The organism is Streptomyces sp. NBC_01808 (assembly GCF_035917395.1).
GTDB lineage: Bacteria > Actinomycetota > Actinomycetes > Streptomycetales > Streptomycetaceae > Streptomyces.
On sequence record NZ_CP109072.1, the window covers coordinates 4,217,896 to 4,243,411 of the forward strand.

The window sequence follows — 25,516 nt, forward strand, 5'->3', positions numbered from 1 at the left end:
CGGCGTCTCCGCGGCGGCGCCCGGGGCGGACGTGCCCCGGTGTGCCGCCTGTCGGAGCAGAAGGAGTTGGCCGTGTCGCAGTCCTCGAAACCCCCGGTGATCGATTCCAGCGTGCCGTCGTCGCCGCGGATCTGGAACTTCTGGATGGGCGGCAAGGACAACTATCCGGTCGACAAGGCGGTCGGCGAGCAGGGCCTGGCGATCGATCCGCACATCGGCACGATGGCCAAGGCGTCGCGCGGCTTCCTGATCCGTGCCGTGGCCCACCTGGCGCGGGAGGCGGGGGTGCGGCAGTTCCTCGACGTCGGCACCGGGCTGCCGGCGTCCGAGAACACCCACGAGGTCGCCCAGCGGATCGCGCCGGAGTCGCGGGTGGTGTACGTCGACAACGACCCGTCGGTGCTGCGGCACGCGGCGGCGCTGCTCCAGCCGGTGAGCGCGGAGGGCACCGTCGCGTACATCGACTGCGACTTCCACAACCCGGAGCGGATCGTCGAGGAGGCCCGGGAGACGCTGGACTTCGGCGAGCCGGTCGCCGTGATGTTCATGGGCGTCCTCGGCCACGCCCGCAGCTACGCCGACATGCAGCGCATCGTGCGGACGGTGACGGAGGCGGTGCCGAGCGGCAGTTACCTGATCCTGTGGGACGGCACCGTCGACAGCAAGCCGTACGTGGCCCTGTGCGAGGAGTACGCCAAGGGCAGCCCGGATCCGTACTACCCGCGGACCCAGGCCGAGATCAGCGCGTGCTTCGAGGGCCTGGAGTTCGTCGAGCCGGGGTTCGGCAGGATCGCCGACTGGCGGCCGGATCCGGCGGCGGAGGAACGCCCGGAGGTGGCCGCGTACGGCGGCGTGGCACGCAAGCCCTGACACCGGCCCGGCGCCGTCGCCCCAGGTCGTGGGACGCCCGCTCCGGGCGCCCCACGACGCGGCCCGATCGCAGCCCTCAGCCGTGGACCGGTCGCGGCCCCCGGACCGCGGGGCCCCGGGGCGCCTCAGGGGTTCAGCAGTCGGACGGGGCCGGCTTGCCGGCCAGGCGGCCCTCCAGCCAGCCGTACGCCGCCGGGTACGACGCCAGCGCGCCGCCCACGTGCGTCGGCGCGACGTTCGTCGAGAAGTCCACCGTCGCGCCCTTCGCGCACCAGTCGGCGACGAGCTTCTTCCCGACCCCGTACGGAATCACGTCGTCCAGCATGCTGTGCGAGACGAAGACCGGAACCTCCGGCTTCCGTACGCCGATCCGCTGCTCCTCCACGACCTCGCGCCACGGCGACGCGTCCATGTAGTCGGTGATCGGCCGGCCGTCGGCGGTCAGCGTCTTCGACTGGAGGAAGGGATAGCGCAGTACGGCCTCGGCCGTGCACGTCTCCGCCGCCTCGGCCATGACCTGCCGGCCGTGGTCGTTGAGGTACGGGCCGAGGTCGACGTCCGAGCCCTCGGCGAGTCCGGCGACGGCGAAGCCGAGGAACGCGGCGTACAGCGAGCCGTCGAGGTTGCGGCCGACCGCGGCCAGGTCCGCGGGGACCGCGCCCGCCGCGACGCCCTTGACGTCGAGGTCCGGGGCGTAGGAGCGGGCGAGTTCTGCGGCGGAGGCGGCCGCGCCGCCGCCCTGGGAGTAGCCGTAGACGGCGACGGGGCCGTCGTCGGGGAGGCCGGCGGCGGGCAGGCGCTGCGCGGCGCGCACGGAGTCGAGGACGGCCTGGCCCTGGACGGCGCGGTTCATGTACGTGTGCAGGCCGGGGGTGCCGAGCCCCTCGTAATCGGTCATGGCGACGCCGTAGCCGCGGGCAAGGAGGCCCTTGACGAACAGGCCCTCGTACTCCGTGCCGTTGGCGAGCTGGCGCGAGGGCGCGCACTGGTCGCCGAGGCCCTGGGTGCCGGCGGCGTACCCGATGACGGGGCGCTCGCCGGGCCCGGACCAGGCGGACTTGGGGGTGATGACGGTGCCGGTGACGGCGACGGGCGCGCCGTGGCCGTCGGTGGAGCGGTACATGATGCGCTGGACGTTCGCGTCGACCTTGAGGGTCTTGAGCGGGTCGAGGTAGTAGACGGACGGTTCGGCGCGGATGACGTCGCCGTCGGCCGCGGGGAGCGTGGCGGGCGGCTCGTAGAACGGCGGCCGCTCGGCCGCGGAGGCGGCGGTGAGCGGGAGGGCGACGGTGGCGGCTACCGCCGCCGCGGTGGTGCCGGCGAGCGTGCCGAAGGCACGCCGGAGGATACGGCCATGCATGCGGGCGACTCCTCGGTGGGCGACTCTGCCAACAGAAGTTACTGACTTGTCAGTAAGAAAGCGCGGCCTCCGCGTACATGTCAACCCTCCGCGCGCACGCGGTGCAGACCGCGCCCTACGCCGCCCCGTACGCCCGTCCCGTACGCCCCCGCCGGCGACCCGGCTCGACGAACACGGCGGCGCCACAGGAGAATTCGTACGCCCCTTCCAGGCGCACGGAAATCACGCCTATCGTCGTACATCCATCGGGCCCTCTCGTGAGTCAGGAGTAGAGCGGCGCAGCCGCCGCGCCCGCCGTGATCTTCACGCCGGCGCCGCGCGCAGCGCGCAAGCGCGCCGCTCACCGACATTCGGAGCATCGGAGCAACTGCCTTGACAACAACAGAACACAGCGTCCGCCCGCGCCGCACGGGCACCCGGTTCCGCAAGGTGACGGCGGGGGTCGTGGCCGCGGGCGCCCTGCTGGCCGTGGCGCCGATGGCGGCCCCGGCGAGCGCCGCCGAGGCCGCCGCCGCGCCCACGGTCTCCGCCAAGGGCGCGTTCCTGATGGACGGGTCGACGGGCGCGAAGGTGTTCGGCAAGGGGTCCGACACCAAGCGGCAGATCGCCAGCACCACGAAGATCATGGCCGCGCGCGTGGTGTTCAGCCAGCCGGACCTGAACCTCGACAAAAAGGTCACCATCAAGCAGGCGTACCGCGACTACGTCGTCAACAGGGGCGCCAGCACCGCCGATCTGAAGACCGGCGACAAGGTCTCCGTCGGCACCCTGCTGTACGCGATGATGCTCCCGTCCGGCTGTGACGCCGCGTACGCGCTGGCCGACACGTACGGCTCGGGCAGCACGACCTCGGCCCGGGTGAAGTCGTTCATCAAGAAGATGAACGCCAAGGCCGACTTCCTCGGGATGACGAACACCCACTTCGACTCGTTCGACGGCGTCTCCTCCACCGGGGACAACTACTCGACGCCGCGCGACATGGCGAAGCTGGCGAAGAGCGCGTACGGCTACTCCAGCAAGTTCCGCGAGATCATCTCCAAGACGAAGGCCGTGCGCTACGCCACCGCGAGCAACGGCAACCGCCGCACGTACACCTGGTACAACACCAACCAGCTCCTCGGCTCGTACAGCGGCGCCAACGGCATGAAGACCGGCACCACCACGCCGGCGGGACCGTGCCTCGTCTTCACCGCCAAGCGCGACGGCAAGACGTACATCGGCGTGGTCCTCAACGCCAGCGACCGCTACAAGGACGCGGCCAAGCTCCTGGACTACGGCTTCGGCACGCGCACCGCGAGCACGATGCAGCTCCGCCAGCTCCCGGAGGGCGCCCAGCGGGACTGATCCGCAGGCCCGTACGGAACGAGGGCCGGTCAGCGGCAGCGCTGACCGGCCCTCGTGCTGCTCAGCAGGGTGCTTGCAGGGTGCCGCTCAGGTGAACAGGTCCAGCGGGACGGCCGCCGCCATCGCCGCCATCCCCGCGTCGTTCGGGTGCAGTCCGTCGCCGCTGTCGTACGCCGGGAGCAGGCGGCGCGGCTGGGCCGGGTCGCGGGTGGCCGCGTCGAAGTCCACGGTGCCGTCGTATTCGCCCGCGGTACGGATCCAGTCGTTCACCGTCTGCCGGACCTCTTCGCGCTCCGGCGTGTAGAAGCCGAGGTCGTCGCCCTCCACCGGCAGCACCGTCGCGCCGTGGATGCGCAGCCCGTGGGCGTGGGCCTGGCGGATGAGGCTGCGGTGGCCGTTGATGAGGTCGGCGGCGGTGACCTCCTCGTCGCGGGGGGCGTCGCGGCCCGGGTGGCCGAGGTCGTTGATGCCGAGGAGCACGACGACGTGCCGGGCGGCCGGCTGGTCCAGTACGTCGCGGGCGAAGCGGCGGATGCCGGCCTCGCCGAAGTACGGCGCGTACCTCTCGGCGTTGGAGCCGGGCGGCGGGTTCGGGTCGCGGAGGAGGCGGTTGCCGCCGATGCCGGCGTTGAGGACGCCGGTGCCGGGGCGGCCGGCCTCGTCGCGGAGGCGGCGGGCGAGGACGTCGGGCCAGCGGCGGTTGGCGCCGACGGTGGTGGCGGAGCCGTCGGTGATGGAGTCGCCGAAGGTGACGATCGCCTGGCCGGAGCCGGAGCCGGAGCCGGAGCCGGTGCCGGCGCCCGCGTCCGTGTCGGGGGCGGCGCCGGTGACGGCGATGCCGGCGAGGAAGTACCAGCTCGTGACGGTGCGCTGGGCGTCGACGGCCGGCTTGGCGGCGACGTTCCCGGCGGCGACGTAGTTCCGCTGGAACGCCGACCTGTGCACCGTGTCGGCCGGAGTCGGCTGCGGCAGGTAGACGCTGACGGCGAGGTCCGCGGCGGTCGGTACGTCCAGCGACACCGGGTCGCTCCACCGCCGGGTGCCGGGCGCCAGCGTCACCGACGTACGGCCGCCGAAGCGCACCGCCCGGTCGGTGCCGGGGACGACGGCGGTGCCGTCGCCGGGGACCGAGCGTCCGACGCGGACCTCGCCGACGACGAGGGGTTCCGTGCCGTACCGGTTGGTGAGGCGGATACGGAGTGCGCGTCCGCCGGCGCTGGTGTGGACGACCTGGCGCAGGGTCTGGTCGGCGAAGGCGGTGCCGTCGGCCGCGGGCACCGTCGTCTCGGCGCAGGCCCAGGTGCCGGTCCAGGCCCGGCCCTGCGCGCCGTCGGCCGCCCCGTCGGCCGCGGCGGCGGAGGAGGCGGTGAGCGCCTGCCACGTACCGGCGAGGACGGGGGTGGCGGCGACGGCTACGGCCGCGCGGCCGAGGCTGCGTCTGCTGGGGCCCCGGGCGGCGCCGTGGCCGTGATCGGGGGGCGGGGTGGCTTCTTGGGGCACGTGCGTACCTCCCGGCTCGGCGGTCGGCGCACGCCGGGCGGCCCGCCGTCGAGCGGCGGTCGATCCGGCTGTCCGACCGGCTGAGAAACCAAACGGATGGAAGGTACGGCTGCTCAGAGCGGCGGTCAACGGTGCCGCGCGGGCGGGGAGTTGCCGCGTGTCGGCGCCATAGAAAGCCCTTGCTGGTGAGGGGCCGTAGACCGGCGTGCTGATCCTCGGGGTATTTGTTGGTCTAGACCTTGACAGGTCCAGACCAATGGGCTTTGCTCCACCATGCCACGTACACCCCCACTGACAGGATGTGATGACGTGTCAGCCACACACGTGCACGTACACCTGCACCGCAGACTCGGCAGACGGATCAGGGGCCTCGTCGCCGCCTTCGCCGCGGTGGCCTTCATCGCCGTGCTCGTCCCCCTCGCCACCGCCACCACCGCCAGCGCCGCCGCCTGCGCGGCCGCGTGGAACAGCGGCTCCGTCTACACCCAGGGCAACGTCGTCTCCCACAACGGCCACAACTGGCAGGCCAAGTGGTGGACCCAGGGCGAGACCCCCGGCACCACCGGGCAGTGGGGCGTCTGGGCCGACCAGGGCACCTGCGGCGGCAGCGACCCCGGGCCCGGCCCCGGGGGCTTCGTGACCGAGGCCCAGTTCAACCAGATGTTCCCGAACAGGAACCCCTTCTACACGTACGCGGGCCTCACCACCGCCATGCGGTCCTACCCCGCCTTCGCCAACACCGGCGACAACACCACCAAGGCCCGCGAAGCCGCCGCCTTCCTCGCCAACGTCAGCCACGAGACCGGCGGCCTCGTCCACATCGTCGAGCAGAACCAGGCGAACTACCCCCACTACTGCGACGCGACCCAGCCCTACGGCTGTCCCGCGGGCCAGGCCGCGTACTACGGCCGCGGGCCCATCCAGCTCAGCTGGAACTTCAACTACAAGGCCGCGGGCGACGCGCTCGGCCTCGACCTGCTCACCAACCCCTGGCGGGTGGAGCGGGAACCGGCCGTGGCCTGGCAGACCGGCCTCTGGTACTGGATGACGCAGAGCGGCCCCGGCACCATGTCCGGGCACACGGCGATGACCACCGGCGCCGGCTTCGGTGAGTCCATCCGCTCGATCAACGGGGCCCTGGAGTGCAACGGGGGCAACCCCGCGCAGGTCCAGAGCCGTATCAACAACTACCAGCGCTTCACCCAGATCCTCGGCGTCACCCCGGGCGACCGCCTGAGCTGCTGACCCGCACCCCGTCCCGCAAGACGGCGGGCCCGCCTCCCCGGCGGGCCCGCCGTTCGCGCGCCTGCTCTTCCTCGTGTCACTCGCTGGGCACCGGGAAGACGAAGCGGAACGCGCCGTGCCCCGGGCCCTCGAAGCCGGGGTTCTCCCAGGTCAGCGTCGTGTCACAGGTCGCGTCGTCCAGGCGCACCGCGGTCAGCAGCACCGCGGTCGGCGGCTCCGGCAGCAGCGGCACCTCGCCGAGCCCGCGCCGCTCGCCTTCGCCGAACGTCCCCGACGCCAGAGGCGCGTCGGCGCGGGATATGCCGGCGGACGACTCGTCGGCCGGGTCGCCGGCGCCGATGCGCCAGCGGACGCGCGCCGCCTCGCAGCCGTGGCCGAGGCGCACGGTGCCGGCGAGCTTCTCGGCGTCGGAGCCGCCGTCGGCCTCCAGGACGGTGCTCACACTCGCTCCGGGTGCCAGGTCCCAGACCTGGTACAGGCCCGTCCCGTCCACGTTCAACGTCGGGCGGTCGCCGTCCTTGTACGTCAGCGGGTAGTCCGTCAGCGACCTCCACATGAGGAACGCGAACAGGCCCGAGACCACGAGGACGGCCACTCCGGCGGCGATGTTCCACCCGCCGTCCGTGTACGCGACGTACGCGAAGACGAAGGCGAAGATGAGCACCGCGGGGATCCAGCCCTCCACGTACACGACGTCCGACGCCGACATCGCGGCCGTCCCGGTGGCGCGCATCATGGTCATCAACTGCCCGTCGCCCTGCGGTCCCCCGCTTCACCTCAGGGAGGCGGGGAGCTTTCTCCGCAGTATCCCGGGCCCGGCCGGGGACTCATCCCGCAAGCTCCTGGTACAGGTCGGCCAGCGCCGTATGGTCGTCCGCCGTGCCCGTGTGCGGCGCGGTGAACCAGCGGACGTACTCGTCGAGTTCGGAGAGCCGCCAGTCCAGCGCGAACAGCTCCAGCATCGCCGGGTCTGGGTCGGGTGCGTCCCGCAGGGCGGGCGGTACGTCGGCGTAGTCGCGCTCGCGCGGGGCCAGCGCGAGCGACTCCCAGTCGACGAAGCGCAGGCCCGCGGGGGTGAGGAGCTGGTTGGCGTGGTGCGGTTCGCCGTGGGTGGGGACCCAGGAGGCGCGGCGGGCGCGGGCGGCCTCGGCGAGGTGCAGGTAGCGGTCCGTCCAGCGGGCGACGGCGTCGCCGTGGGCGGCGAGGACGGTGCGGGCCTCCTCGGCGAGCGGCCCCGACGTCCAGGGCTCCGCGGTACGGGCCCGGAGGCCGGCCGCGAAGCCGGAGCCGACCCGCGGCGCCCAGACGGGCAGCACGGACGGCAGGACGGCGGTGGCGTGCAGGGTACGCAGGGCGCGTACGACCTCCGCCGCGTGCGCCGGCTCGGCCGCCTTCGCCTGCGTCGGCGTACGCCCCTCGACCCACGGCGTGACGCTCAACGCCCCGTCCCCGTACGGCACCGTGAACGCTCCGGCGCCCGCCCCTGACCGCGCCCGCAGCGGCGCGCACACCGACTCCAGCCCGCCCGCCGCCAGCGCCGCCGCCCCCGCGTACGCCGCCTCCAGCGACGCCGCCGTGTGCCGCGGCGCCAGCGCGTCCAGCGTCGCGAAGAGCACCGTGCCGCCGCCGGCCACCCGCCAGTGGTACGCCCCGAAGCCCCAGGGCAGGTGCGCCACTTCGTCCGCCTCCGGCAGCCAGTGCCCGGCAACCGCCCTCAGAACGTCCTGGTCGGTCACGGAAGTCGGCGGCGTCAGCATGAAAACGATCGTACGAGCGCCGGGCGCCGACCCCCGAGCGCGCCGAGCCCCGGCCCCCGGCCTGCCGTCCGGCCGCCCCTGTTACGGCCGGATGGTCAGGCCCTGCGCGGTGCCCGCCACCGCCTCCGCATACGCGCGCGCCACCTCCGCGGCGGGCGTGCCGCCGGCCGGGTCCATGCCCAGGCTCTCCAGCGTCTCCGTGATCCACCCCGGGCTGATGAGGTTGATCCGCAGGTTGCGCGGCATCTCGGCGGCCGCGTTGCGTACGAAGCCCTCCAGACCCGCGTTGACCAGGGCCCCCAGCGACCCGCCGGCCAGCGGCGCGGTGAACGTGCCGCCGGTCAGCGTGACGGAGCCGCCGTCCGGGAGCCGGTGCATGGCCCGCCGGGCGAGGGCGACCTGGCCGAGGAGCTTGCCCCGTACCCCCGCGGCGAACTCGTCGTCGGTCACAGCACCCAGGTCCACCAGCGGGCCGCCGGCCGCACAGCACACCAGCGCGTCGATGTCCGGCACGGCGTCGAAGAGCCCGTCCAGCGTGGCGGGATCCTCCAGATCCACCCGCACGGGACCGCTGCGCGACGCCTTCACGACGTCGTGGGAAGCCTCCTCCAGCACGCTGACGACAGCGCTGCCGACCGTTCCGGTCGCACCGATCACAAGTACCTTCATGCGCCGATCATGTCAGCGGCCGTACGGACAGCCCGTGGTGGAAGACGTTCCGCGGGTCCCAGCACCCCTTTTCGGCCGACCTCTCCGCGCCGCCTCACATTCCGCGGGGCTGTCCCGTCATGGAGGGTGAGCAAGGGAGAACTGACCATGAGCGACGACACCATCGACTTCACGCTGATGTACGCGATGCACCACGCGCTCCGCCGCGACCTGGAGCACATCGCGAAGGCGACCGTGCGCACCGACGACGAACCGCGGCGCATCCTCGCCGCCGCGGCCGGCTGGGAACTGTTCAAGAAGGTCCTGCACATCCACCACACCGCAGAGGACGAGGCCCTGTGGCCCCCGCTCCGCGAAGCCCTGGAGAACCGTCCCGACGACCTTGCCGTCGTCGACGCCATGGAGGACGAGCACGCGCAGATCGACCCCCTCCTCGACGCCGTCGACGCCGCCCTGGCGGACCGCGAGACGGGCCCGGAGCGGCTGGCGGGGCTGGCGGACGAGCTGGCGGTGAAGCTCAACGCGCACCTCACGCACGAGGAGGACGTCACGCTGCCGCTGATCGAACGGACGCTGACCCCGGCGCAGTTGCTGCACTTCGGCGGCGTGCACGCGGCCAAGGGCGGCGCCGACGGGCCGGTGCTGACGGCGTGGATGCTGGAGGGCGCGGACGACGAGACCCTGGCGGCGACGCTGGCGATCCTGCCGGAGCCGGTGCGCGCGGCGTACCGCGACGAGTGGCGGCCGGCGTACGTGGCGCGGGACTGGTGGGGCACGCGCGGCTGACGGCGCTCCCCGTGGCGGGCGTACGGGCCGGAATTGCGCATTCATGCCCGTATGCCCGGCCTTCCGGCATTTCACCTCCGCGGTCACATCGGCCTGCTCTCGACTGTCATCAGGACGAAGGTGTCGCCGAGAGGACTCGACCGGAATGGATGAACACGACTGGCTGGCCGAACGTTTCGAGACCGACCGCCCCGGCCTGCGCCCGCTGGCGTACCGGCTGCTCGGCCCCGCAGAGGAGGCGGGCCGGGAGGAGTGGACGAGGCTGGGCCGCCGCGCGCCCGGCGCCGTTGGTGCCGAGGGGGTGACGGCGGACGGCCTTGACGGCTGCCTGCGCACGACCGTCGCGCAGGTCACGCTGCACGTACTCCGGTCGGGGCCCGTCGTGGAGACGCCCGAAGTGAGCGGACCGCCGGCGGACCTCCCCCGGTCCGTACGCGTGACGCTGCTGGTCGCGTGCGAGACGCTGCTGCCGCCCGAGCGGCTGGCGTACGTGCTCCAGGACGTGTTCGCGGCGCCGTTCGAGGAGATCGCGGCGCTGGCGGCGCTGGCGAACCGCGAGTTGGCGGGCAGCGCCCGCCGTCCCGGCGCGGTGGCCGGATACGGCGGGACGACCGGCTACGACAGGGGCCCGTTCGGCTCCGGGATGGACGCCGGGGCGACGACCGGCGCGGACATCGCGGGGGCGTTCCTCGCGGCGTCCCGCGGGGGCGACTTCCGGGCCATGCTGACGGCCCTGGACCCCAACCACCCCGACCGCCGGCCCCCGGCGGACACCCCGCCCGCCTCCCCCGGCTCGGCCGGTGAAGCCGCCCCGCACCCCGCCCCGGCGGAACACCGCGGCGGCGACGCCGTCATCGGCACCACGGAGGTCCGCGGCACGGAGTCCGTCACCCGCGTCTGCACGGTACGCACCTGGACCCCGATCCCCGCGCTCATCGACGGCGCCGCGGGCCTGGTGTGGGTCCAGAACGGCCGTCCTCAGGTGGCCTTCCGGTTCACGGTCGAGGACGGCGAGGTCACCGCCACCGAGCTGGAAACGGACCTCTCGGCGCTGAGCATCGTCTACTGACGGCCACCGCTGGGGTCTCGGGCTACCAGGGAAGCGGCCCGTCCTCGCTGAAGAACCCGCCGGTCGGGCCGTCGTCGCCGAGGGTCGCCAGGCGCACCACCACGGCCGCGCCCTGGGCCGGGGTGAGGAAGCCGCTGTGGCCGTTGATGTCCGTGTCGACGTACCCGGGAGCGGCGGCGTTGACGAGGATGTTCTCCTCGCGCAGCTCGTTCGCGTACTGCAGGGTCAGCGCGTTCAGCGCTGTCTTGGACGGCGAGTACGCCATGGACGGCAGCTCCGACAGCGGCCCGCCGACGGTGGCGGTCATCGTCAGCGACGCGGCGTGGCTGGAGAGGTTGACGATCCGCGCGGCCTTCGACCGGCGCAGCAGCGGGAGCATCGCGTTGGTCACGGTGATCACCCCGAAGACGTTGGTGTCGAACACCGCGCGGACCCGCTCCACGTCGACGGCGCTGGGCACCCGGTCGAGGGCGTCCTGCGGCGCGGCCTGCCCGGACCCGCTGATGCCGGCGTTGTTGACCAGCACGTCGAGCCGCCCGAACCGCTCCTCGATCCAGCGGGCGGCAGCCCGCACGGAGCCCGGATCGGTCACGTCCAGCACCACCGCCCGCGCCTCCCCCACCCCACGCCGGATCGCCGCCGCGGCCTCCTCCCCCCGCCGCGAATCCCGCGCCCCGACGACGACGGTGACCCCCTCGGCGGCCAGCAACTCGGCGACGGCACGCCCGATCCCCTTGTTGCCCCCGGTGACCAGAGCCACCTGCCCCTGCACGGTGCGCTCCTCCATGGCCGGACTCCTCTCCCGCCCAGGGCCGCGCGGATGCGACCCGGTTCCCATGAAGATGCCGCCACCCCAAGATCCGTGACACTTCGCCCGTGTGACGTAGAGCACCGCGCCACCCCGGCCGACGCGGCGCCGTATCAGCGCACTCTCGCGCGGACCATCACGGCGAGGAGCGGCGACGCGGCGGAGGGCTGGCTCTGGCCGATGTCCTTGTAGCCCCACGACTCGTAGAGGGCGTGCACCTTTCCGTCGCCGGCCGCCGGGTTCACCATGAGGGTGACGTACGGCTCGCTGCGGGTGGCCAGCAGCGCATCGTGGATGCGCCGGGCGGTCCCGGTGCCGCGCCAGGAGGTCCGTACGCCGATCTCCTTGAGCGCGGTGGCCGGGCGGGCGGTGTAGGCGTCCGCGGGCTCCGGGTCGGTGCGCTGCCAGTAGCGGTCGCCGCGTTCGATGGTGTTGCAGTAGGCGTAGCCGACGGGCTGCCCGTCGGCGTAGGCGAGTACGGCGGTGAACCCGGGCTCGGACCCGTGCCGGTCCAGGCGCTCGCCGAAGGCGGTGACGGCGTAGTTCGGCAGATGAAGGAGCGGGGCGCGGACGGCGGCGTAGACGTCGAGCAGGTCACTGCGGACGGTTGGCAGGGCGGTGGTGACGCGAAGCTCGATCGGGAGTGTCGTCATCCCTTGCTCCTCCAGGTCTCGCGCGTGTGCTCGGTCCAGGTCTGTGCAGCGATGCTCTTCGGAGCCCTGGCACGAAGGGCTGCTCCGAACTCCTGAAGCATGCGGGACACCCGTGGATGCTGGGCAGCGGCTTCGGCAGGGACCGACATCGCCGTGCTCGTGGCGGAATCTGCGTCGCCCTGCGCGAGCTGGGCGTGGGCGAGGCGGGTCGTGGTGATGGCCAGCGACCGGCGCATGTGGGGGCGCAGGGCGGACAGACAGCGGTGCGCGTGGTACTCGGCGGTTTGGTACTGCCCGAGCGACAGATGCGCGGAGAGGGCCAGGGAATCGAGTTCGGCCTGGTCGTAGAAGGCGACGAGCCACACGGGACGGGGCACGCCCGGGCTGGAGCGTTCCATCGCCTCTTGGGCTTGGCCCAGAGACCGGCGTGCGGCGCTCCGGCTCTGCGCTACGCCGAGGATGGCACCCTGCCGTGCCAGGCCGAGGGAGGCGAACAGGGGGTCGCGGCGGGTGATGTGCAGATTCCGGGCGACGTCATTCGCGGCGATGGCGTCGGCGGGTCGACCTGTGTGCCGGTACATGGTGCCGGCGTGGCTCCAGATGCGGAACTTGATCGCCTGGTCGCCGGACATCTCGGCAAGCGACTGAGCCTCGCGCATGTGCGTGGTGGCCTCGCGGTAGCGACGGCCGTCGATTGCCGCCCACATCGCCGAGGAGCGGAATCCGGCCGCGCACGCGTACAGGTGGCTGCGGACGCGCTGGGTGGCGCTGGCGGAGTTCTGGAGCGTCAGCGCTTCGTCGGCTAAGGCGGCGGCGCGCTCCTCGATGCCGCGCTGCCCGCCGTGGCGGTGGTCGCTCGCGATGATCTCGGCGAATCGGCGCTGTAGCCGGTCGACGTCGCCCATCCCGATGCGGCGCGGGGCTGCGCTGCCGGGAACTGCTGCCGCCAGGGCGGCGGTTGCGGCCATACCGCCGACGACGCTGCGGCGCTTCATGTCGGGTTCCTCCTGCGGTGGGGCGGACGTAAGCGGGGTCCGTCTCCGTGGCACGAACCCTAAGGCGGTGGCGGGGAGACCCGACACGGCTTCAAGCCCGAGGCGGGCAGCCGCCTTTGGCCATCGGACGCGGCCTGCTTTCCAGGCACGGATGGATGAGCCGTCGAGGCCGCCCGTGCGGCCGGTGATCCGCTCGGTGGCCAGGTTGACCGCCTCGGCCAGGCTGTTGGCACTGTGCCCATGCTCGTCCATCCACGCCTTCAGTGCCTCGTTTCGCGTGGCGTCCATCTACGCACCGTAGCCTCACGAACCTCCACGGTGATAAGAGGCGAGTCAAATCACCCTAGGTAGATCGCTCGGGTTTTCCTCTGTTCGCCCTAACCGGTGGGTTGTGTACGGGGGTTGGCTAACTGCAGGCCGCTCTCCACGCGAGGCGCAGGAACGGCCGCTCGACCTCCTTCCAGCATGGACGGGACAGAGCCATGAACCAAGTGAACGAATCCGAAGCGGCAGCGTGTGCGGCCGAGACCGCCTACAGCGTGACTCTGCCGCGCACCGAGGCTTCCGTGGCCAGGGCGCGCAGGCTTGTTTCCGCCTCGCTGCGCGCGTGGGCGCTGGAGGCCGGGGCCGAGGACGCGTGTCTCGTCGTGAGCGAGTTGGTGACCAACGCCGTGCGGCACGCGCGGCTGGAGGTCGTGCACGTCAAGGTGTCCCGGGTCGGGCCGCGGCGCGTGCGGGTGGCGGTCGTCGACCGGTCCCGGGCCATGCCGAAGGTCGTCGAGGCGGGCCGGGACGACGAGTCGGGGCGGGGGCTGGCCGCGGTGGCCGGGTTCTCTGCCGCGTGGGGAGCCGAGCCGATGCCGTGGGGTAAGCGGGTGTGGGCGGACGTCGATGTCTTCGGAGGTGGCTCGTGAATGAAGTCGGCGGGTTGATCTCCCTCCGGCCGCCCGTTGATCTGTCGGACCCCACACCGAGGACTGTCATGGACGAGACCTGGACCACGATCGAGCGGCTGTGTGCGTGGCTGGACGAGGAGAGTCCGGTGCAGGGGAGGACCGGGCGGTTGCTGCGGATTCTGAAGATCGGGGAGGAGTACGGGGAGGTGGCCGCGGCTGTGCACGGGCTGCTGGGGTCCAATCCGCGGAAGGGCAGGACCCACACCATCGACGACGTCTGCGAGGAACTGTGCGATGTGATCGTGACGAGCATGGTCGCCCTCGCCTCGATCTCCGACGACGCCGGCGAGGTCTTCACCGCGCGGCTGCGGGAGGTCGCCCGCCGTTCCCTCGGATGAGACCCGCGCGGAGAGAAGAGTGGCACGGCACCCCGGGGGAAGGTGCCGCGCCACTCGGTCTGTGGGCCCGGTCAGCGGGACCGGGGTGGGGAGTGGGTGGCGTGGGACCCCGGCGGTGGGCTCACGCCACCCACGGTCTCGTGGGCGAGGCGGTTCGTACCGGCGCCGGCCGGGCGCGCGCGGGAACCTCCTGGATGCTCCATGACGCCCCCCTCGGTCGCCTGCGAACCCGCTGCCTTCCTCTATGACAGCCGCGGGGCCCGTGATGTGACACGCCGGGTCGGTCTTGCTTGGCGTGTGCGCTGACGCTTACCTTCACGCTGTCGCCGCCGCGACGCGCTGTGCACACCCCCGCCCCGCGTGTCGCTGGACCCCACCGGCCGGAGGCGCTCATGACCGTGACCGTTCCGCGCCCCGCGGAAGCGCCCGTGCTGGTCGGCCGGGCGCGGGAGTTGGGCGCGCTCGTGGATGCCGTCACGCGGTCGCCGTCCGTGGCGATGGTCGAGGGCGAGGCCGGGATCGGGAAGACGCGGCTGATCCGGGAGGCGTTGCGGGATCCCGCCGTGCGGGGGCGGCGGGTGTTGCTCGGGGGGTGCCGGCCGCTGCGGGAGCCGTTTCCGTACGGGCCGGTTTTCGATCTGCTGCGGCATCTCGCCGGCGGCCTGCCCACCGCCCTGAGCCCCGTCTGCGGTGCCCTGCGCGCGTATCTGCCCGAGCTGGCCGACCGGCTGCCGCCCGCGCCCGAGTCGCTCAGCGACTTACGGGCCCGGCGGCACCGGCTCTTCCGTGCCGTACGGGCCCTGCTGGACGCCGCCGGCGAGACCGTGATGGTGGTCGAGGATCTGCACTGGACCGACGACGGCACCCGCGACCTGCTGCGCTTCCTCGTCGACGATCCGCCCGACGGGCTGTCCGCCGTGCTCAGTTACCGCCGCGAGGACCTGCCCGGCAGCGGGCTCCCGCTGGGCCGCGCGTACCGGCAGCCGCCCGGCACCTCCGCCGTCGTCATCCCCCTGCGGCCCCTCGACGTCCACGGCGTACGCGGCATGTTCACCGCCCTCACCGGGGCGGCGGAGTCGTCCGACGCCTTCACCGCCGAGCTGCACCGCCGCACCGCCGGCATCCCCTTCGTCGTCGAGGAAGTCGTACGCGCCCTGCCAACCGTCGAACAGGACGCCCAGCACGCCGCCTTCGCCCGCATGCCCGTCCCCACCCGCCTCCAGGAAGCCGTCGCCGACCGCATGAGCGTGCTCTCCCCCGCCGCCGCCGACGCCGTACGGGCCGCCTCCGTCCTCCGCGTGCCCGCCGGCGAGGCGCTGATCGCCGCCGTCGTCCGCGGCACCCCCGGGCAGCCCGCCGCGCCCGCCGACTCCGCGGCCGTACGCGAGGCGCTGCGCGCCGGCGTGCTGCACGAGTGGGGCGAGGACCGCTACGGCTTCCGCCACGCCCTCGCCCAGCAGGCCGTCTACGCCGGTCTCCTCGGCCCCGACCGGCACCGCCTCCACCGGCAGGCGATGCGCGCCCTGGCCGCCGAGGACCCGCAGCCCCTCATCCGGCTCGCGTACCACGCGCACCACGGCGGCGAGCTGGTCCAGTGGCAGCGCTACGCCGAGGCCGCCGCCGGCTTCGCGCGTGAGATGGGCGACCTGGCGCTCGCCGTGGGGGTGCTGGAGGAACTGCTGTCGGACGGGCGGCTCGGCCGGCCCGAGTGCGCCCGTATCGCCGTCGACCTCAGCCGCGACGCCGTCGTCGGGCTCACCCACCACCGGGCCACCGCGCTGCTCCACGACATCGTCCGCGACGGCCACATCCCCGAAGGCGTACGCGGCGAGATCCGCCTCAACCTCGGCCTGCTCCTCTACAACCAGGCAGGACGCTACGAGGAGGGCCGCGTCAACACCGAGGTCGCCGTGGCGGAGCTGCACGCCCGGCCCGCGCTCGCCGCCCGCGGCATGGCGGCGCTCGCCATGCCGAGCTGGGGCGACCACCCGCGGCAGGTCTACGAGACGTGGATCGCGCGAGCGGAGGCGCTGGTGGCGCACGAGTCCGACCCCGCGGTCCGTACCGCCGTACGCGGCAACCACCTGGCCCTGCGCATGAGCCTCGGCGACCCCGCCGTCTGGGCCGAGGCCGACGGCCTCATCGCGGGTTCTGGACCCGGCACCCACCGCCGCCAAGTCGCCCGCGCCTGCGGCAACTTCGCCGACGCCGCCACCTGCCTCGGCCACTACCAGGCGGCGCAGCGCTACCGCGGCGAGGGGCGGCGGCTGGCGGCGGAGTGCGGGGCGGCGTTCCTCGAAGGCATCGTGGAGGGCACGGCGCTGCGCCTGGAGTGGTACGCGGGCCGCTGGCGCGGGCTCGCGGAGCGCTGCCGGCACACCCTCGACGCGGTGCAGGGCGTCTCCAGCATCGCCGCCGACGCGCACCTGGTGCTGGGGCTGCTGGCGTCGGCGCTGGGGGAGTGGGACGAGGCGGCGGCGGAGCTGGCGGCGGCCGGGCTCGCCGACCCGCGCAACGCGCCCGCGCCGGTACTCGCCACCGCCGCCGGCGCCATGACCCGGCTGCTCGCCGCCCGCGGCGAGCCGGAGCGGGCGCGCGCGGAGGCGGAGCGGGGCCTCGCGCGGATCCGGCGCAAGGACATCTGGCCGTGGGCGGGCGACCTGGCGCCGCCGGCGGTCACGGCGCTCGTACGGGCCGGGGAACTGCGGGCGGCGGAGGAGGTCACGGCGGAGCTGGCGGCGGGCATCGCGGGCCGGGACGCGCCGCTGGTGGCGGCGGCGCTGCCGGCGTGCCGGGGGATCGTGGCGGCGGGGCGGGGGCGGACGGAGGAGGCGGCGGGGCTGTTCACGGCGGCGCAACGGGCGTACGGGGCCCTGCCGCAGCCGTACTCGGCGGCCCGCGCGGGCGAGGCGGCGGCCCGCTGCCGCCTCCCGGCGGAAACCGGCCCCGAACCCGCCCGCGAACTCGCCGCGTTCGCCCAGCAGTTCGCCGACCTCGGCGCCATCCGCGACGCCGCCCGCTGCCGCCGCGTGCTGCGCGGCCACAACGTCCCGCTCCCCTCCCGCCGAGGCCGCCGCGGCTACGGCGACCAGCTCTCCCCGCGCGAGGGCGAAGTCGCCCGGCTCGTGGCGCTCGGCCACACCAACCGGGAGATCGCCGACGTGCTGTACCTCTCCCCGCGCACCGTCGAGCAGCACGTGGCGAAGCTGCTGCGGAAGCTGCACGTCGGCTCGCGGTCGGAGGTGGCGGAGGCCGGGCTGGGGTACGGGACGGACGGGTTCATCCGCATCACGGAGCTGGTCGCGGGCCGGCTGAACCGGGTGGCGGGCTGACAGCCCGGCCGACGGGGGACGTCCGGGCCGCTCCCGGTCCGCCTCACCCGGCTGTCAGCCGAAGTCGTCGGGGACGATGCGGAGTTTCTGCGCGATGCGGGTGAGGGCCTTCTGGTCGGTCGTGTTGAGTGAGTCGAGGACGATGCGGCGTACGGAGCGCAGGTGCGTCGGCGCCGCCCGCTGCACGATGCCGAAGCCGGCGTCGGTGAGTTCGGCGACGGTGTAGCGGCCGTCGGCCGGGTCGGGTGTCCGTACGATCCAGCCGCGCTGCTCACAGCGTTTGACGACGTTGGACAGGCGCGAGAGCGACCCGCTGGCGAGGAAGGCCAGCTCTCCCATCCGCAGCTTGCGCCGCGGGGCCTCGGAGAGGTGGCTGAGCACGAGGTACTCGAAGAGGGTCAGGCCGTGTTCCTGCCGCAGCGGCGACTCCAGCTTGCCGGGCAGCAGCAGGACGAGGGAGATCAGCCCCGTCCACGCCGCCTTCTCCTGCTCGTCGAGCCATCGCAGCTCCGCGTCGTCCTCGTCTTCGCCCGCGCCTGTCATGGGCCCTTCCGTGCTGCTCATGGATCTTCCCGTCTCTCCGGCAAGCCGGCCATCACTTTGCGCTTGAAGTCATCCCTTGCTAGTATCACTTTACGCGTGAACTCATGCGAGAGGAAGCGCACCCCTATGGACAGGAAGAGGGAACATCATGAGCACCGTCACCTTCGGCGTCGTTCCGGGCTACGGCGAGAAGCTGCACGAGGCCCTCGGCTACAGCGGGGCCGTCCGCGTCGGCGACCGGGTCGAGATCTCCGGCCAGGCCGGGGTGGATGACGATCTGGTCATCCCCGACGCGCTGGAGGACGAGATCATCCGGGCCTTCGACAACGTCGAGCGCACGCTCGCCACGGTCGGCGCCACCTGGAAGGACGTCATCCACGTCAACTCGTACCACAAGGTCGCACCGGGTGAGGACGTCATCGGCGCCGACCACAACGCCGTCATGGCCGAGCAGTTCCGCCGTCGCCTCGGCGGCCGCGCGCCGATCTGGACCGAGACCGGCGTCACGGTCCTCGGCCTCGCCGACATGCGCGTGGAGATCCGCGTCACCGCCATCGTCGGCTCCGGGGACTGACCCCGCACCGGGCCGCCGTCCCCGGCTCGCGAGCGCCTGCCTGCGTCTGCATACACTGCAGACCCCGGCGCCGGTGTGAGGAGGCCGTGACCCGTGGAGGCCACCCGGGCGTTGAGCGACGCGGACTGGCGGGCGCACCGGCCCGCCGTGTTCGGCGCCGCCTACCGGATTCTCGGGTCCGTCGCCGAGGCCGAGGACGTGACGCAGGACGTGTGGCTGCGGGCCGCAGAGGCGGATCTGGCCCAGGTGCGGGACCTGCGCGCCTGGCTGGTGACCGTCGCCGCGCGGACCTCGTACAACGTGCTGCAGTCCGCCCGCGTCCGGCGCGAGGCGTACGTCGGTCCCTGGCTGCCCGAGCCGCTGCCGACCGGGCCCGACGCCGCCGCGCAGGTGCTCGTGGACGAGTCGGTCGGCACCGCGATGCTCGTGCTGATGGAGCGGCTGACGCCCGCCGAGCGGGTCGCGTTCGTGCTGCACGACGTCTTCGGCTTCCCCTTCGCCCGCGTCGCCGACGTGCTCGGCGCCACCCCCGCCGCCGCCCGCAAGCTCGCCTCCCGGGCGCGCGCACGGGTGCGGGCGGACGGGGGGCAGCCGCACGCCTCCCGGGCCGAGACCGAGCGCGTACTGCGGGCGTTCAAGGCCGCCGCAGAGGCCGGTGACATGGCCGGGCTGGTCGCGCTGCTGCACCCCGACGCCGTGTACGTCGGCGACGGCGGCGGCAAGGCGACCGCCGCGCGCCGGCCGGTGCGGGGGGCGGAGACGATCGCGCTGCTCGCGGTCCGTTCGGTACGGATCGCGCGCCCCGACGCCGTACGCCTCGTCGAGGTCAACGGGCAGCCCGCGCTCGCGACGTACCGCGACGGCGTGCCCGTCTGGCTGGACACCGTGGAGGTCGCCGGCGGCCGTCTCACCGTGATCCGCCGGCTCGCCAACCCCGACAAGCTCGGCCCCGTCGCCGCCCTCGGTCACATCTGAGCCCCCTGTCTTGTCTCCCTGCGGATCCTCGCCCCGAGAGGGTCCGTACCGAGCAAGCTGAGGAAGGACCACACGATGAACCATGTCGTGATCATCGGCGGGGGCTTCGCCGGCGTGTGGAGCGCGGCGGGCGCCGCGCTCGCCCGCGGGGACGCGGATCTGCGCATCACGCTCGTCGCGCCCAACGACCGCCTGGTGCTGCGCCCGCGGCTCTACGAACCGGAGCCCGACCGCGCGACGGTGGCACTGGACCGGATCCTGGGCCCGATCGGCGTCGAGCACGTACGGGCGACGGTCAGCACCATCGACACCGAACGCCGCGTCATCGTGGCGGACGGGACGGAGATCGGCTACGACCGGCTGGTGCTGGCGTCCGGCAGCCGGCTCGCGCCGCCCGCGGGGCTGCCCGGCGCCGAGCGGCTCTTCGACATCGACACCCTCGCCGGCGCCCGCCGCCTCACCGACCACCTGCGCGGCCGCGACGGCTACGCCGCCGTGGTCGTCGGCGCCGGGTTCGTCGGCCTGGAGGCGGCGACGGAGCTGGCGGCGCGCGGCCGGGTGCTGCTCGTGGACACCGCGGAGACGGTCGGTGAGCCCCTGGGCCCCGGGCCGCGCGCGGCGATCGAGGCGGCGCTGGACGAACTGGGCGTCGAGCGGCGGCTCGGCACCACGGTGACGGAGGTCGGCGACGGGTACGCGGTGCTCTCCGGCGGCGAACGGGTCGACGCGGACGCCGTGGTGTGGTCGACCGGGATCCGCGCCCAGGAGCTGACCCGGCAGCTCGTGCACGACCCCGGCGACCTCGACCATCTCGGCCGGGTGCCCGTCGACGAGTGGCTGCGGGCGCTGCCCGGGGTGTTCGCGGCCGGGGACACGGCGGCGGCGCCGTACGACGCGGAGCACACCGTGATGCAGGCGTGCCAGCACGCGACGCCGCTGGGCAAGGTCGCCGGGTACAACGCGGCGGCGGACCTGCTGGGTATACCGCCGCGGCCGTTCACCCCCGCCCCGTACGTCACCTGCCTCTATCTGGGCGGCGCCGGCGGGGTGTTCACCCGGGGCTGGGACCGCACGGTCATGGCGACGGGCGCGGACGGCGCGTTCGTCAAGGAGCAGATCAACGGGTACATCCACCCGCCGGTGGACGACGCCCGGGAGATCCTGGCGGCGGCCGACCGCGTCTACATCGACCTGCCGTTCTTCCCGCGGGAGGACGAGCCGGAGGCGCCCGCGGCGGTCAGGTCAGCGAGGTGAAGTAGTCCCGCTGCGCCGGGTAGTAGTCGTCGAACGACGGCGCCGCGGTGTCCGCGGCGCCGTCGCGGGCGGCGACGAGCAGGTCCAGGTAGTACTCCCAGCCGGGGCCGACCTCACCGACGCCCTCGACGGAGGCGAGGTGGTGGATCGTTACGGACTTACGCGTCGTCTTCCCCGCACGCCGGCCCGCGCCACCAGCACCGCCGTCGCCACCGTCAGCGCCGCGCACACCCCCGCCGCCACCTGGAACCCCGACTCGAACGCCCCCCGCGCCGCGCCCAGCAGTTCGTCGCCCACCGGCCCCGGCAGCCGCTCCGCCGCGGTGACCGTGGCGCTCAGGTCGTCCTCGAACGCCCCGGCCGCGTCCGCCGGTACGCCCTCGGGGGCCGCTCCGTCCGTACGCCCCCGGTACACCGCCGTGATCACGCTGCCCAGCAGCGCGATGCCCAGCGCGCCGCCCAACTGCGGCGCCGTGGACGAGATCGCCGCCGCCGCGCCCTGCCGCTCCGGCGGGGCCGCGCCGACGACCATGGCGGTGGCCAGCGCCATCATCGGCCCCAGACCCGCCGACACGATCACCGCGCCGGCGACCAGCACCGGCAGCGCGTGCGCGCCGCCGGCCTGCGTCAGCACCCCGTATCCGGCGGCGGAGAGCGCCAGCCCGGCGCCGATGATCCGCGCGGGCTCGTACCGGCGGGCCAGCCTCGGCGCCAGCGTGGAGCCGGCGAGCACGCCGAGCGGCTGGCCCAGGAGTCCCGGGTGCCGCCGGCGGGCTGAGAGTGTCCGTGCTCGTGGGCCGGTCCGGTAGTCGGCCGGCCTCGGCAGGTTCCTCCGCTGGTGCGCGGGCGGTGGCGACGGCCGGGCCGGTCAGTTGCCGGGTGTCTCCGGTGTGATCTGTTCGGCCCAGATGACCTTGCCGTCCTGGGTGTAGCGGGTCCCCCAGCGTGCGGTGAGCTGGGCGACGAGGAACAGACCTCGTCCGCCTTCGTCCATGGTGGCGGCGTGGCGCAGGTGTGGTGAGGTGAGGCTGTGGTCGTAGACCTCGCAGGTGAGCGTGTGGTCGCGCAGCAGCCGTACTTTGATGGGCCCGACGCCGTGGCGCATGGCGTTGGTGATCAGTTCGCTGAGGATCAGCTCGGTGTTCTCCTGGAGGATCTCCAGTTCCCATTCTGCGAGGAGTGTGGAGACGGCGGCGCGTACGCGGTGGACGGCTGCGGGATCGGACTCGACGTCCCACTGTGCGACCTTTCCACTCCCCAGGACGCGTGTGCGGGCGACGAGCAAGGCGATGTCGTCGCTCTGGACGGGCGGGAGGAGTGCGTCGAGTACGGCGTCGCAGGTCTCCTCGGGGGTCTGGTCGGCGCGTGCGAGGGTCTGGCGGAGTACGTCGAGTCCGGTATCGATGTCCTGGTCGCGGCGTTCGACGAGGCCGTCGGTGAACAGGACGAGTCTGCTGTCCTCGGGCAGGTGCAGTTCGACGGATTCGAAGGGCAGTCCGCCGATGCCGAGGGGGAGGCCCGAGGGGACGTCCGGGAATTCCACGGTGCCGTCGGGGCGTGCGAGGGCCGGTGCCGGGTGGCCGGCTCTGGCGATGGCGCAGCGCTGGGTCACGGAGTCGTAGACGGCGTACAGGCAGGTGGCGCCGGTGATGGTGGTCTCGCCGCCGGCGGCGAGGGCTTCCTGGTCGATGCGGGTGGTCAGTTCGTCGAGGTGGCCGAGGAGTTCGTGGGGCGGTGGATCGAGGGAGGAGAAGCTGTGTACGGCGGTGCGCAGCCGTCCCATGGTGGCGGCGGCGTGCAGTCCGTGTCCGACGACGTCGCCCATCACCAGGGCGACGCGGGCGCCGGACAGGGGGATCACGTCGAACCAGTCGCCGCCGACGCCTTCCTTTGCGGGGAGGTAGCGGTAGGCGACGTCGACGGCGCCCTGTTCGGGCAGGGTGCGGGGCAGCAGGCTGCGCTGAAGGGCCACGGCCATGCCGTGCTCGCGGGTGTAGCGGCGTGCGTTGTCGAGGGATACGGCGGCGTGGGCGGCCAGTTCGGCCGCGAGGGAGAGATCGTCCTGCTCGAAGGGCTCGGGCCTCTCCGAGCGCCAGAAGTGGACGACACCCAGCAGCACACCGCGGGCGCGCAGCGGCGCCGTGATGAGCGAGTGAACTCCGTAGTCCAGGATGCGTGCGGCCCGTGCGTGATCCACCTCCCGCCACCCCGGGGAGTCACGCAGCCGGGGCACCAGGATCGCTTGCCCTGTCTCGATGCTGCGGGCGGGTGGCGAGGACGGCGCGAAGGTGATCAGGTCGCCGAGGGGGAAGAAGGGGGTGTCGTCACGGATACCGCTGACGGCCGTGCGCCGTATCCGTGGGCCGCTGTCGCCGGCGCCGCTGCCGGTCACCCCCGGTTCGTCACCGCGCACCACGGCCTCGGGCAGGTCGACGGTGACATGGTCGGCGAAGCCCGGAACCGCGACCTGGGCCAACTCCTCGGCCGTATGCGTCATATCGAGGGTGGTTCCGATGCTGCTGGTCGCGTCGTAGAGGAACTCCAGCCGTCGCCGGACCAGCTCGACCCTCTGCGACGCCTCGCCGATCATCTCCATCACTTCATCGGTGCGGACTGGTTCCTGTCCGACCACCGCGTCGACCGCGAGCCGCGCGGATGCCGCGCCGACAGAGCCGGAGAGCTGGGCTTCCGCGTGATGGATCAGTTCCGGGGGCGCCTCGGCTTCCGGTGAGTCGGGCCTCGTCCCCGGGTAGGCGCGCACCGCCCGCTCGGCGCCCTCCCGCCCGAGGAAGCGCTCCAGCATCGTCTGCAAGGTGCCGACCGTGGCACGGGCCCGCCAGCGCCGTTCTCTGGCAGGCTCCGCGAGGACGTCGACGTACTGCACCGCCTGCGCCCGCTCGGCGGCATTGGGCCGACCGGCGAGTGAGACACCGACATACCCGCCGATGTTCACCAGCGCGCTCCAGAACATCGCATGGCTGATCGGGTCCATTCCCGAAAGGCCGAACAACCGCTGCGGCCGGAGCAGACCGATGCCGAGCGGGCCCTCACGCAAGAACGAGGCGGGCAGCAGCCCGGACTCGGCAAAGCTCGGCAGCAGCAAGGTGTATGCCCACATGACGAACCCCGCCACAAGACCCACCAGCACACCCCGGCGGGTGCCGTCCTTCCAGAACAGGCCGCCGAGGATCGCGGGCGCGAACTGTGCCACAGCCGCGAACGACACCAGTCCGAACGACGTCAGCGCCCGCCCCTCGCCCGCGAGTCGAAAGTACGCGTAGCCGAGGAGCAGAATCAGCACGATGGTCGTTCGGCGGATGCCCAGTACCAGGCCGGTGAGATCGTCTCGATGGGCGAGCCGGGACTTGCCGCGCAGCAGCAGCGGCATCACGAGTGAGTTGGACACCATGGTGCTGAGCGCGATGGTCTCGACGGCGATCATGGCGGTGGCCGCGCTGAGGCCGCCGATGAAGACGAACAGCGCGAGTGCCTGCTGGCCCGCGGCCATCGGGAGGGCCAGCACATAGGTGTCGGTGTCGGTGGCCTTTCCGAGCCGCAGAAGGCCACCGGCTGCGAGCGGGAGCACGAAGAAGGTGTTCGCGAGCAGGTACAGCGGGAACAGCCACATGGCGCGTTTGAGGTGCTTCTCGTCGATGTTCTCGACAAAGGTGACCTGCCACTGCCGAGGCAGCAGCAGGATCGACAGCATGGACAGCACGATGAACCAGACCCACGCGCCATAGCTGGTGTGCCCGTGCAGTGTGAACAGTTGGGTGAGGTCGGCATGCGCTGCCTGGGAGAACAGGTCGTCGAACCCCCGGAACATCCAGAAGGTCACAAAGATCCCGACCGTGAGGAGCGCCGCGAGCTTGACCACGGACTCGAACGCGACGGCAGCGACCAAACCCTCGTGGCGTTCGGCGGTGTCCAGGTGGCGGGTGCCGAAGAGGATGGTGAACGCGGCGAGCAGCAGCGCTGCGTACAGCCCGGTGTCCTGAAGCAGCGGAACCTGGCCCATCTCCGAGGCAGCCGTGATCTCGGGATACCGGCGAATGATCTCGAAGGTGTCGGAGACTGCTTTGAGCTGGAGCGAGATGTACGGAACAACCCCTACCACGGCGATGATCGTGACCAGACCACCCAGCACCGCGCTCTTGCCGTAGCGGGCGGAGACGAAGTCGGCCAGTGAAGTGACCCGATGCCGACGGCTGATCCGGATGATCCTGCGCAACACCGGCCAGCCGAGCGCGAGCATGATCACCGGCCCCAGATAGAGGCCCAGGAAGCCGACACCGGTCGTGGCGGCCCCGCCCACGTTGCCGTAGAGCGCCCATGCGGTTTCGTACACCGCGAGGGACAGGGCGTAGACCGTGCCGTTGTTGATCAGGCTCCGGCCGGCGTCCGCCCTCCGGTCGGCGTAGAAAGCCACGCCGAAGAGCAGACCGAGGTACCCCACCGAAACAGCGACGATGACCTCGGCCCGGAGCAC

23 protein-coding genes are annotated in these 25,516 nt (G+C 72.9%); 11 read left to right on the forward strand and 12 right to left on the reverse strand.

Translation table 11 applies throughout. The features are described from left to right. Positions 1-66: 66 nt before the first annotated feature. Positions 67-870, forward strand: coding sequence for an SAM-dependent methyltransferase (locus OG946_RS18340; RefSeq protein ID WP_442814408.1), 804 nt, complete (start codon positions 67-69; stop codon positions 868-870). Between the two features lie 133 nt (positions 871-1,003). Here the strand turns inward: OG946_RS18340 and OG946_RS18345 are convergent, their stop codons facing one another. Beyond that, positions 1,004-2,230 carry a lipase family protein gene (locus OG946_RS18345; protein ID WP_326797142.1) on the reverse strand — a complete coding sequence of 409 codons (1,227 nt, stop codon included), beginning with the start codon at positions 2,228-2,230 and terminating at the stop codon, positions 1,004-1,006. 477 nt (positions 2,231-2,707) lie between these two features. On the opposite strand from OG946_RS18345, the gene OG946_RS18350 reads away from it, so the two are divergent. After that, entirely contained in the window at positions 2,708-3,574 is an 867-nt protein-coding gene (locus tag OG946_RS18350) for a D-alanyl-D-alanine carboxypeptidase family protein (protein WP_326800301.1), read from the forward strand. Positions 3,575-3,661: 87 nt separating this feature from the next. Here the strand turns inward: OG946_RS18350 and OG946_RS18355 are convergent, their stop codons facing one another. Continuing rightward, the gene (locus OG946_RS18355) at positions 3,662-5,074 is read right to left on the reverse strand and encodes an SGNH/GDSL hydrolase family protein (protein ID WP_326797143.1); all 1,413 of its coding nucleotides are present in this window, start codon (positions 5,072-5,074) and stop codon (positions 3,662-3,664) included. A gap of 324 nt (positions 5,075-5,398) precedes the next feature. Here OG946_RS18355 and OG946_RS18360 point away from each other — a divergent pair, with 324 nt between their 5' ends. Further along, a complete protein-coding gene (locus tag OG946_RS18360; protein WP_326800302.1) occupies positions 5,399-6,319 on the forward strand; it encodes a glycoside hydrolase family 19 protein in 921 nt (306 codons plus the stop codon). Between the two features lie 76 nt (positions 6,320-6,395). On the opposite strand, the gene OG946_RS18365 is transcribed toward OG946_RS18360, so the two are convergent. The 3 genes from OG946_RS18365 to OG946_RS18375 all read right to left on the reverse strand — a co-directional run bounded on the left by OG946_RS18365 (position 6,396) and on the right by OG946_RS18375 (position 8,745). After that, entirely contained in the window at positions 6,396-7,061 is a 666-nt protein-coding gene (locus tag OG946_RS18365) for a hypothetical protein (protein WP_326797144.1), read from the reverse strand. An 85-nt stretch (positions 7,062-7,146) separates the two neighbouring features. Beyond that, positions 7,147-8,076 carry a phosphotransferase family protein gene (locus OG946_RS18370; protein WP_326797145.1) on the reverse strand — a complete coding sequence of 310 codons (930 nt, stop codon included), beginning with the start codon at positions 8,074-8,076 and terminating at the stop codon, positions 7,147-7,149. A gap of 81 nt (positions 8,077-8,157) precedes the next feature. Then, a complete protein-coding gene (locus tag OG946_RS18375; RefSeq protein ID WP_326797146.1) occupies positions 8,158-8,745 on the reverse strand; it encodes a short chain dehydrogenase in 588 nt (195 codons plus the stop codon). A 147-nt stretch (positions 8,746-8,892) separates the two neighbouring features. On the opposite strand from OG946_RS18375, the gene OG946_RS18380 reads away from it, so the two are divergent. Both OG946_RS18380 and OG946_RS18385 read left to right on the forward strand, forming a co-directional pair. After that, positions 8,893-9,531, forward strand: a complete 639-nt coding sequence (locus tag OG946_RS18380; RefSeq protein WP_047016899.1) for a hemerythrin domain-containing protein — start codon at positions 8,893-8,895, stop codon at positions 9,529-9,531. Positions 9,532-9,676: 145 nt separating this feature from the next. Next, a complete protein-coding gene (locus OG946_RS18385) occupies positions 9,677-10,600 on the forward strand; it encodes a hypothetical protein (RefSeq protein WP_326797147.1) in 924 nt (307 codons plus the stop codon). A gap of 22 nt (positions 10,601-10,622) precedes the next feature. Here the strand turns inward: OG946_RS18385 and OG946_RS18390 are convergent, their stop codons facing one another. From OG946_RS18390 to OG946_RS18400, 3 genes are all read right to left on the reverse strand, one after another. Then, the gene (locus OG946_RS18390) at positions 10,623-11,387 is read right to left on the reverse strand and encodes an SDR family oxidoreductase (RefSeq protein ID WP_326797148.1); all 765 of its coding nucleotides are present in this window, start codon (positions 11,385-11,387) and stop codon (positions 10,623-10,625) included. A gap of 134 nt (positions 11,388-11,521) precedes the next feature. After that, on the reverse strand, positions 11,522-12,061 hold the full coding sequence (locus OG946_RS18395) for a GNAT family N-acetyltransferase (RefSeq protein WP_326797149.1): 540 nt from the start codon (positions 12,059-12,061) through the stop codon (positions 11,522-11,524). Beyond that, complete coding sequence (locus OG946_RS18400; protein ID WP_326797150.1) at positions 12,058-13,344, reverse strand: XRE family transcriptional regulator; 1,287 nt, start codon at positions 13,342-13,344, stop codon at positions 12,058-12,060. The genes OG946_RS18395 and OG946_RS18400 overlap by 4 nt, the downstream gene beginning before the upstream one ends. Positions 13,345-13,538: 194 nt before the next feature. Between OG946_RS18400 and OG946_RS18405 the strand changes: the two genes are divergently transcribed. From OG946_RS18405 to OG946_RS18415, 3 genes are all read left to right on the forward strand, one after another. Beyond that, positions 13,539-13,970, forward strand: a complete 432-nt coding sequence (locus tag OG946_RS18405; RefSeq protein WP_326797151.1) for an ATP-binding protein — start codon at positions 13,539-13,541, stop codon at positions 13,968-13,970. 68 nt (positions 13,971-14,038) lie between these two features. Beyond that, on the forward strand, positions 14,039-14,350 hold the full coding sequence (locus OG946_RS18410; RefSeq protein ID WP_326797152.1) for a MazG-like family protein: 312 nt from the start codon (positions 14,039-14,041) through the stop codon (positions 14,348-14,350). 392 nt (positions 14,351-14,742) lie between these two features. Further along, on the forward strand, positions 14,743-17,682 hold the full coding sequence (locus tag OG946_RS18415; protein WP_326797153.1) for a helix-turn-helix transcriptional regulator: 2,940 nt from the start codon (positions 14,743-14,745) through the stop codon (positions 17,680-17,682). Between the two features lie 54 nt (positions 17,683-17,736). Here the strand turns inward: OG946_RS18415 and OG946_RS18420 are convergent, their stop codons facing one another. Then, complete coding sequence (locus tag OG946_RS18420) at positions 17,737-18,246, reverse strand: MarR family winged helix-turn-helix transcriptional regulator (protein WP_326797154.1); 510 nt, start codon at positions 18,244-18,246, stop codon at positions 17,737-17,739. A gap of 127 nt (positions 18,247-18,373) precedes the next feature. Between OG946_RS18420 and OG946_RS18425 the strand changes: the two genes are divergently transcribed. The 3 genes from OG946_RS18425 (at position 18,374) to OG946_RS18435 (ending at position 21,028) form a co-directional block, all read left to right on the forward strand. Further along, positions 18,374-18,799, forward strand: coding sequence for a Rid family hydrolase (locus OG946_RS18425; RefSeq protein ID WP_326797155.1), 426 nt, complete (start codon positions 18,374-18,376; stop codon positions 18,797-18,799). Positions 18,800-18,892: 93 nt separating this feature from the next. Continuing rightward, positions 18,893-19,774 carry an RNA polymerase sigma factor SigJ gene (gene sigJ, locus OG946_RS18430; RefSeq protein ID WP_326797156.1) on the forward strand — a complete coding sequence of 294 codons (882 nt, stop codon included), beginning with the start codon at positions 18,893-18,895 and terminating at the stop codon, positions 19,772-19,774. Positions 19,775-19,849: 75 nt separating this feature from the next. Beyond that, on the forward strand, positions 19,850-21,028 hold the full coding sequence (locus tag OG946_RS18435; protein WP_326797157.1) for an NAD(P)/FAD-dependent oxidoreductase: 1,179 nt from the start codon (positions 19,850-19,852) through the stop codon (positions 21,026-21,028). Here the strand turns inward: OG946_RS18435 and OG946_RS18440 are convergent. The 3 genes from OG946_RS18440 to OG946_RS36140 form a co-directional block, all read right to left on the reverse strand. Then, entirely contained in the window at positions 21,012-21,257 is a 246-nt protein-coding gene (locus tag OG946_RS18440; protein ID WP_326797158.1) for a hypothetical protein, read from the reverse strand. The two genes, OG946_RS18435 and OG946_RS18440, sit on opposite strands and share 17 nt — an antisense overlap. After that, positions 21,179-21,760, reverse strand: a complete 582-nt coding sequence (locus OG946_RS18445) for an MFS transporter (protein ID WP_326797159.1) — start codon at positions 21,758-21,760, stop codon at positions 21,179-21,181. Before OG946_RS18445 ends, OG946_RS18440 begins: the two co-directional genes overlap by 79 nt. 135 nt (positions 21,761-21,895) lie before the next feature. Further along, positions 21,896-25,516 (reverse strand): SpoIIE family protein phosphatase, encoded by a 3,621-nt coding sequence (locus tag OG946_RS36140; protein WP_442814409.1) that lies wholly within the window; start codon positions 25,514-25,516, stop codon positions 21,896-21,898.

Bases quoted from the DNA above. Each gene is read 5' to 3' on its own strand.
- OG946_RS18345 (WP_326797142.1), bottom strand. From the start codon at position 2,230: ATGCATGGCCGTATCCTCCGGCGTGCCTTCGGCACGCTCGCCGGCACC.
- OG946_RS18350 (WP_326800301.1), top strand. From the start codon at position 2,708: ATGGCGGCCCCGGCGAGCGCCGCCGAGGCCGCCGCCGCGCCCACGGTC.
- OG946_RS18365 (WP_326797144.1), bottom strand. From the start codon at position 7,061: ATGACCATGATGCGCGCCACCGGGACGGCCGCGATGTCGGCGTCGGAC.
- OG946_RS18370 (WP_326797145.1), bottom strand. From the start codon at position 8,076: ATGCTGACGCCGCCGACTTCCGTGACCGACCAGGACGTTCTGAGGGCG.
- OG946_RS18375 (WP_326797146.1), bottom strand. From the start codon at position 8,745: ATGAAGGTACTTGTGATCGGTGCGACCGGAACGGTCGGCAGCGCTGTC.
- OG946_RS18380 (WP_047016899.1), top strand. From the start codon at position 8,893: ATGAGCGACGACACCATCGACTTCACGCTGATGTACGCGATGCACCAC.
- OG946_RS18385 (WP_326797147.1), top strand. From the start codon at position 9,677: ATGGATGAACACGACTGGCTGGCCGAACGTTTCGAGACCGACCGCCCC.
- OG946_RS18390 (WP_326797148.1), bottom strand. From the start codon at position 11,387: ATGGAGGAGCGCACCGTGCAGGGGCAGGTGGCTCTGGTCACCGGGGGC.
- OG946_RS18395 (WP_326797149.1), bottom strand. From the start codon at position 12,061: ATGACGACACTCCCGATCGAGCTTCGCGTCACCACCGCCCTGCCAACC.
- OG946_RS18400 (WP_326797150.1), bottom strand. From the start codon at position 13,344: ATGGACGCCACGCGAAACGAGGCACTGAAGGCGTGGATGGACGAGCAT.
- OG946_RS18405 (WP_326797151.1), top strand. From the start codon at position 13,539: ATGAACCAAGTGAACGAATCCGAAGCGGCAGCGTGTGCGGCCGAGACC.
- OG946_RS18410 (WP_326797152.1), top strand. From the start codon at position 14,039: ATGGACGAGACCTGGACCACGATCGAGCGGCTGTGTGCGTGGCTGGAC.
- OG946_RS18415 (WP_326797153.1), top strand. From the start codon at position 14,743: ATGACCGTGACCGTTCCGCGCCCCGCGGAAGCGCCCGTGCTGGTCGGC.
- OG946_RS18420 (WP_326797154.1), bottom strand. From the start codon at position 18,246: ATGAGCAGCACGGAAGGGCCCATGACAGGCGCGGGCGAAGACGAGGAC.
- OG946_RS18425 (WP_326797155.1), top strand. From the start codon at position 18,374: ATGAGCACCGTCACCTTCGGCGTCGTTCCGGGCTACGGCGAGAAGCTG.
- OG946_RS18435 (WP_326797157.1), top strand. From the start codon at position 19,850: ATGAACCATGTCGTGATCATCGGCGGGGGCTTCGCCGGCGTGTGGAGC.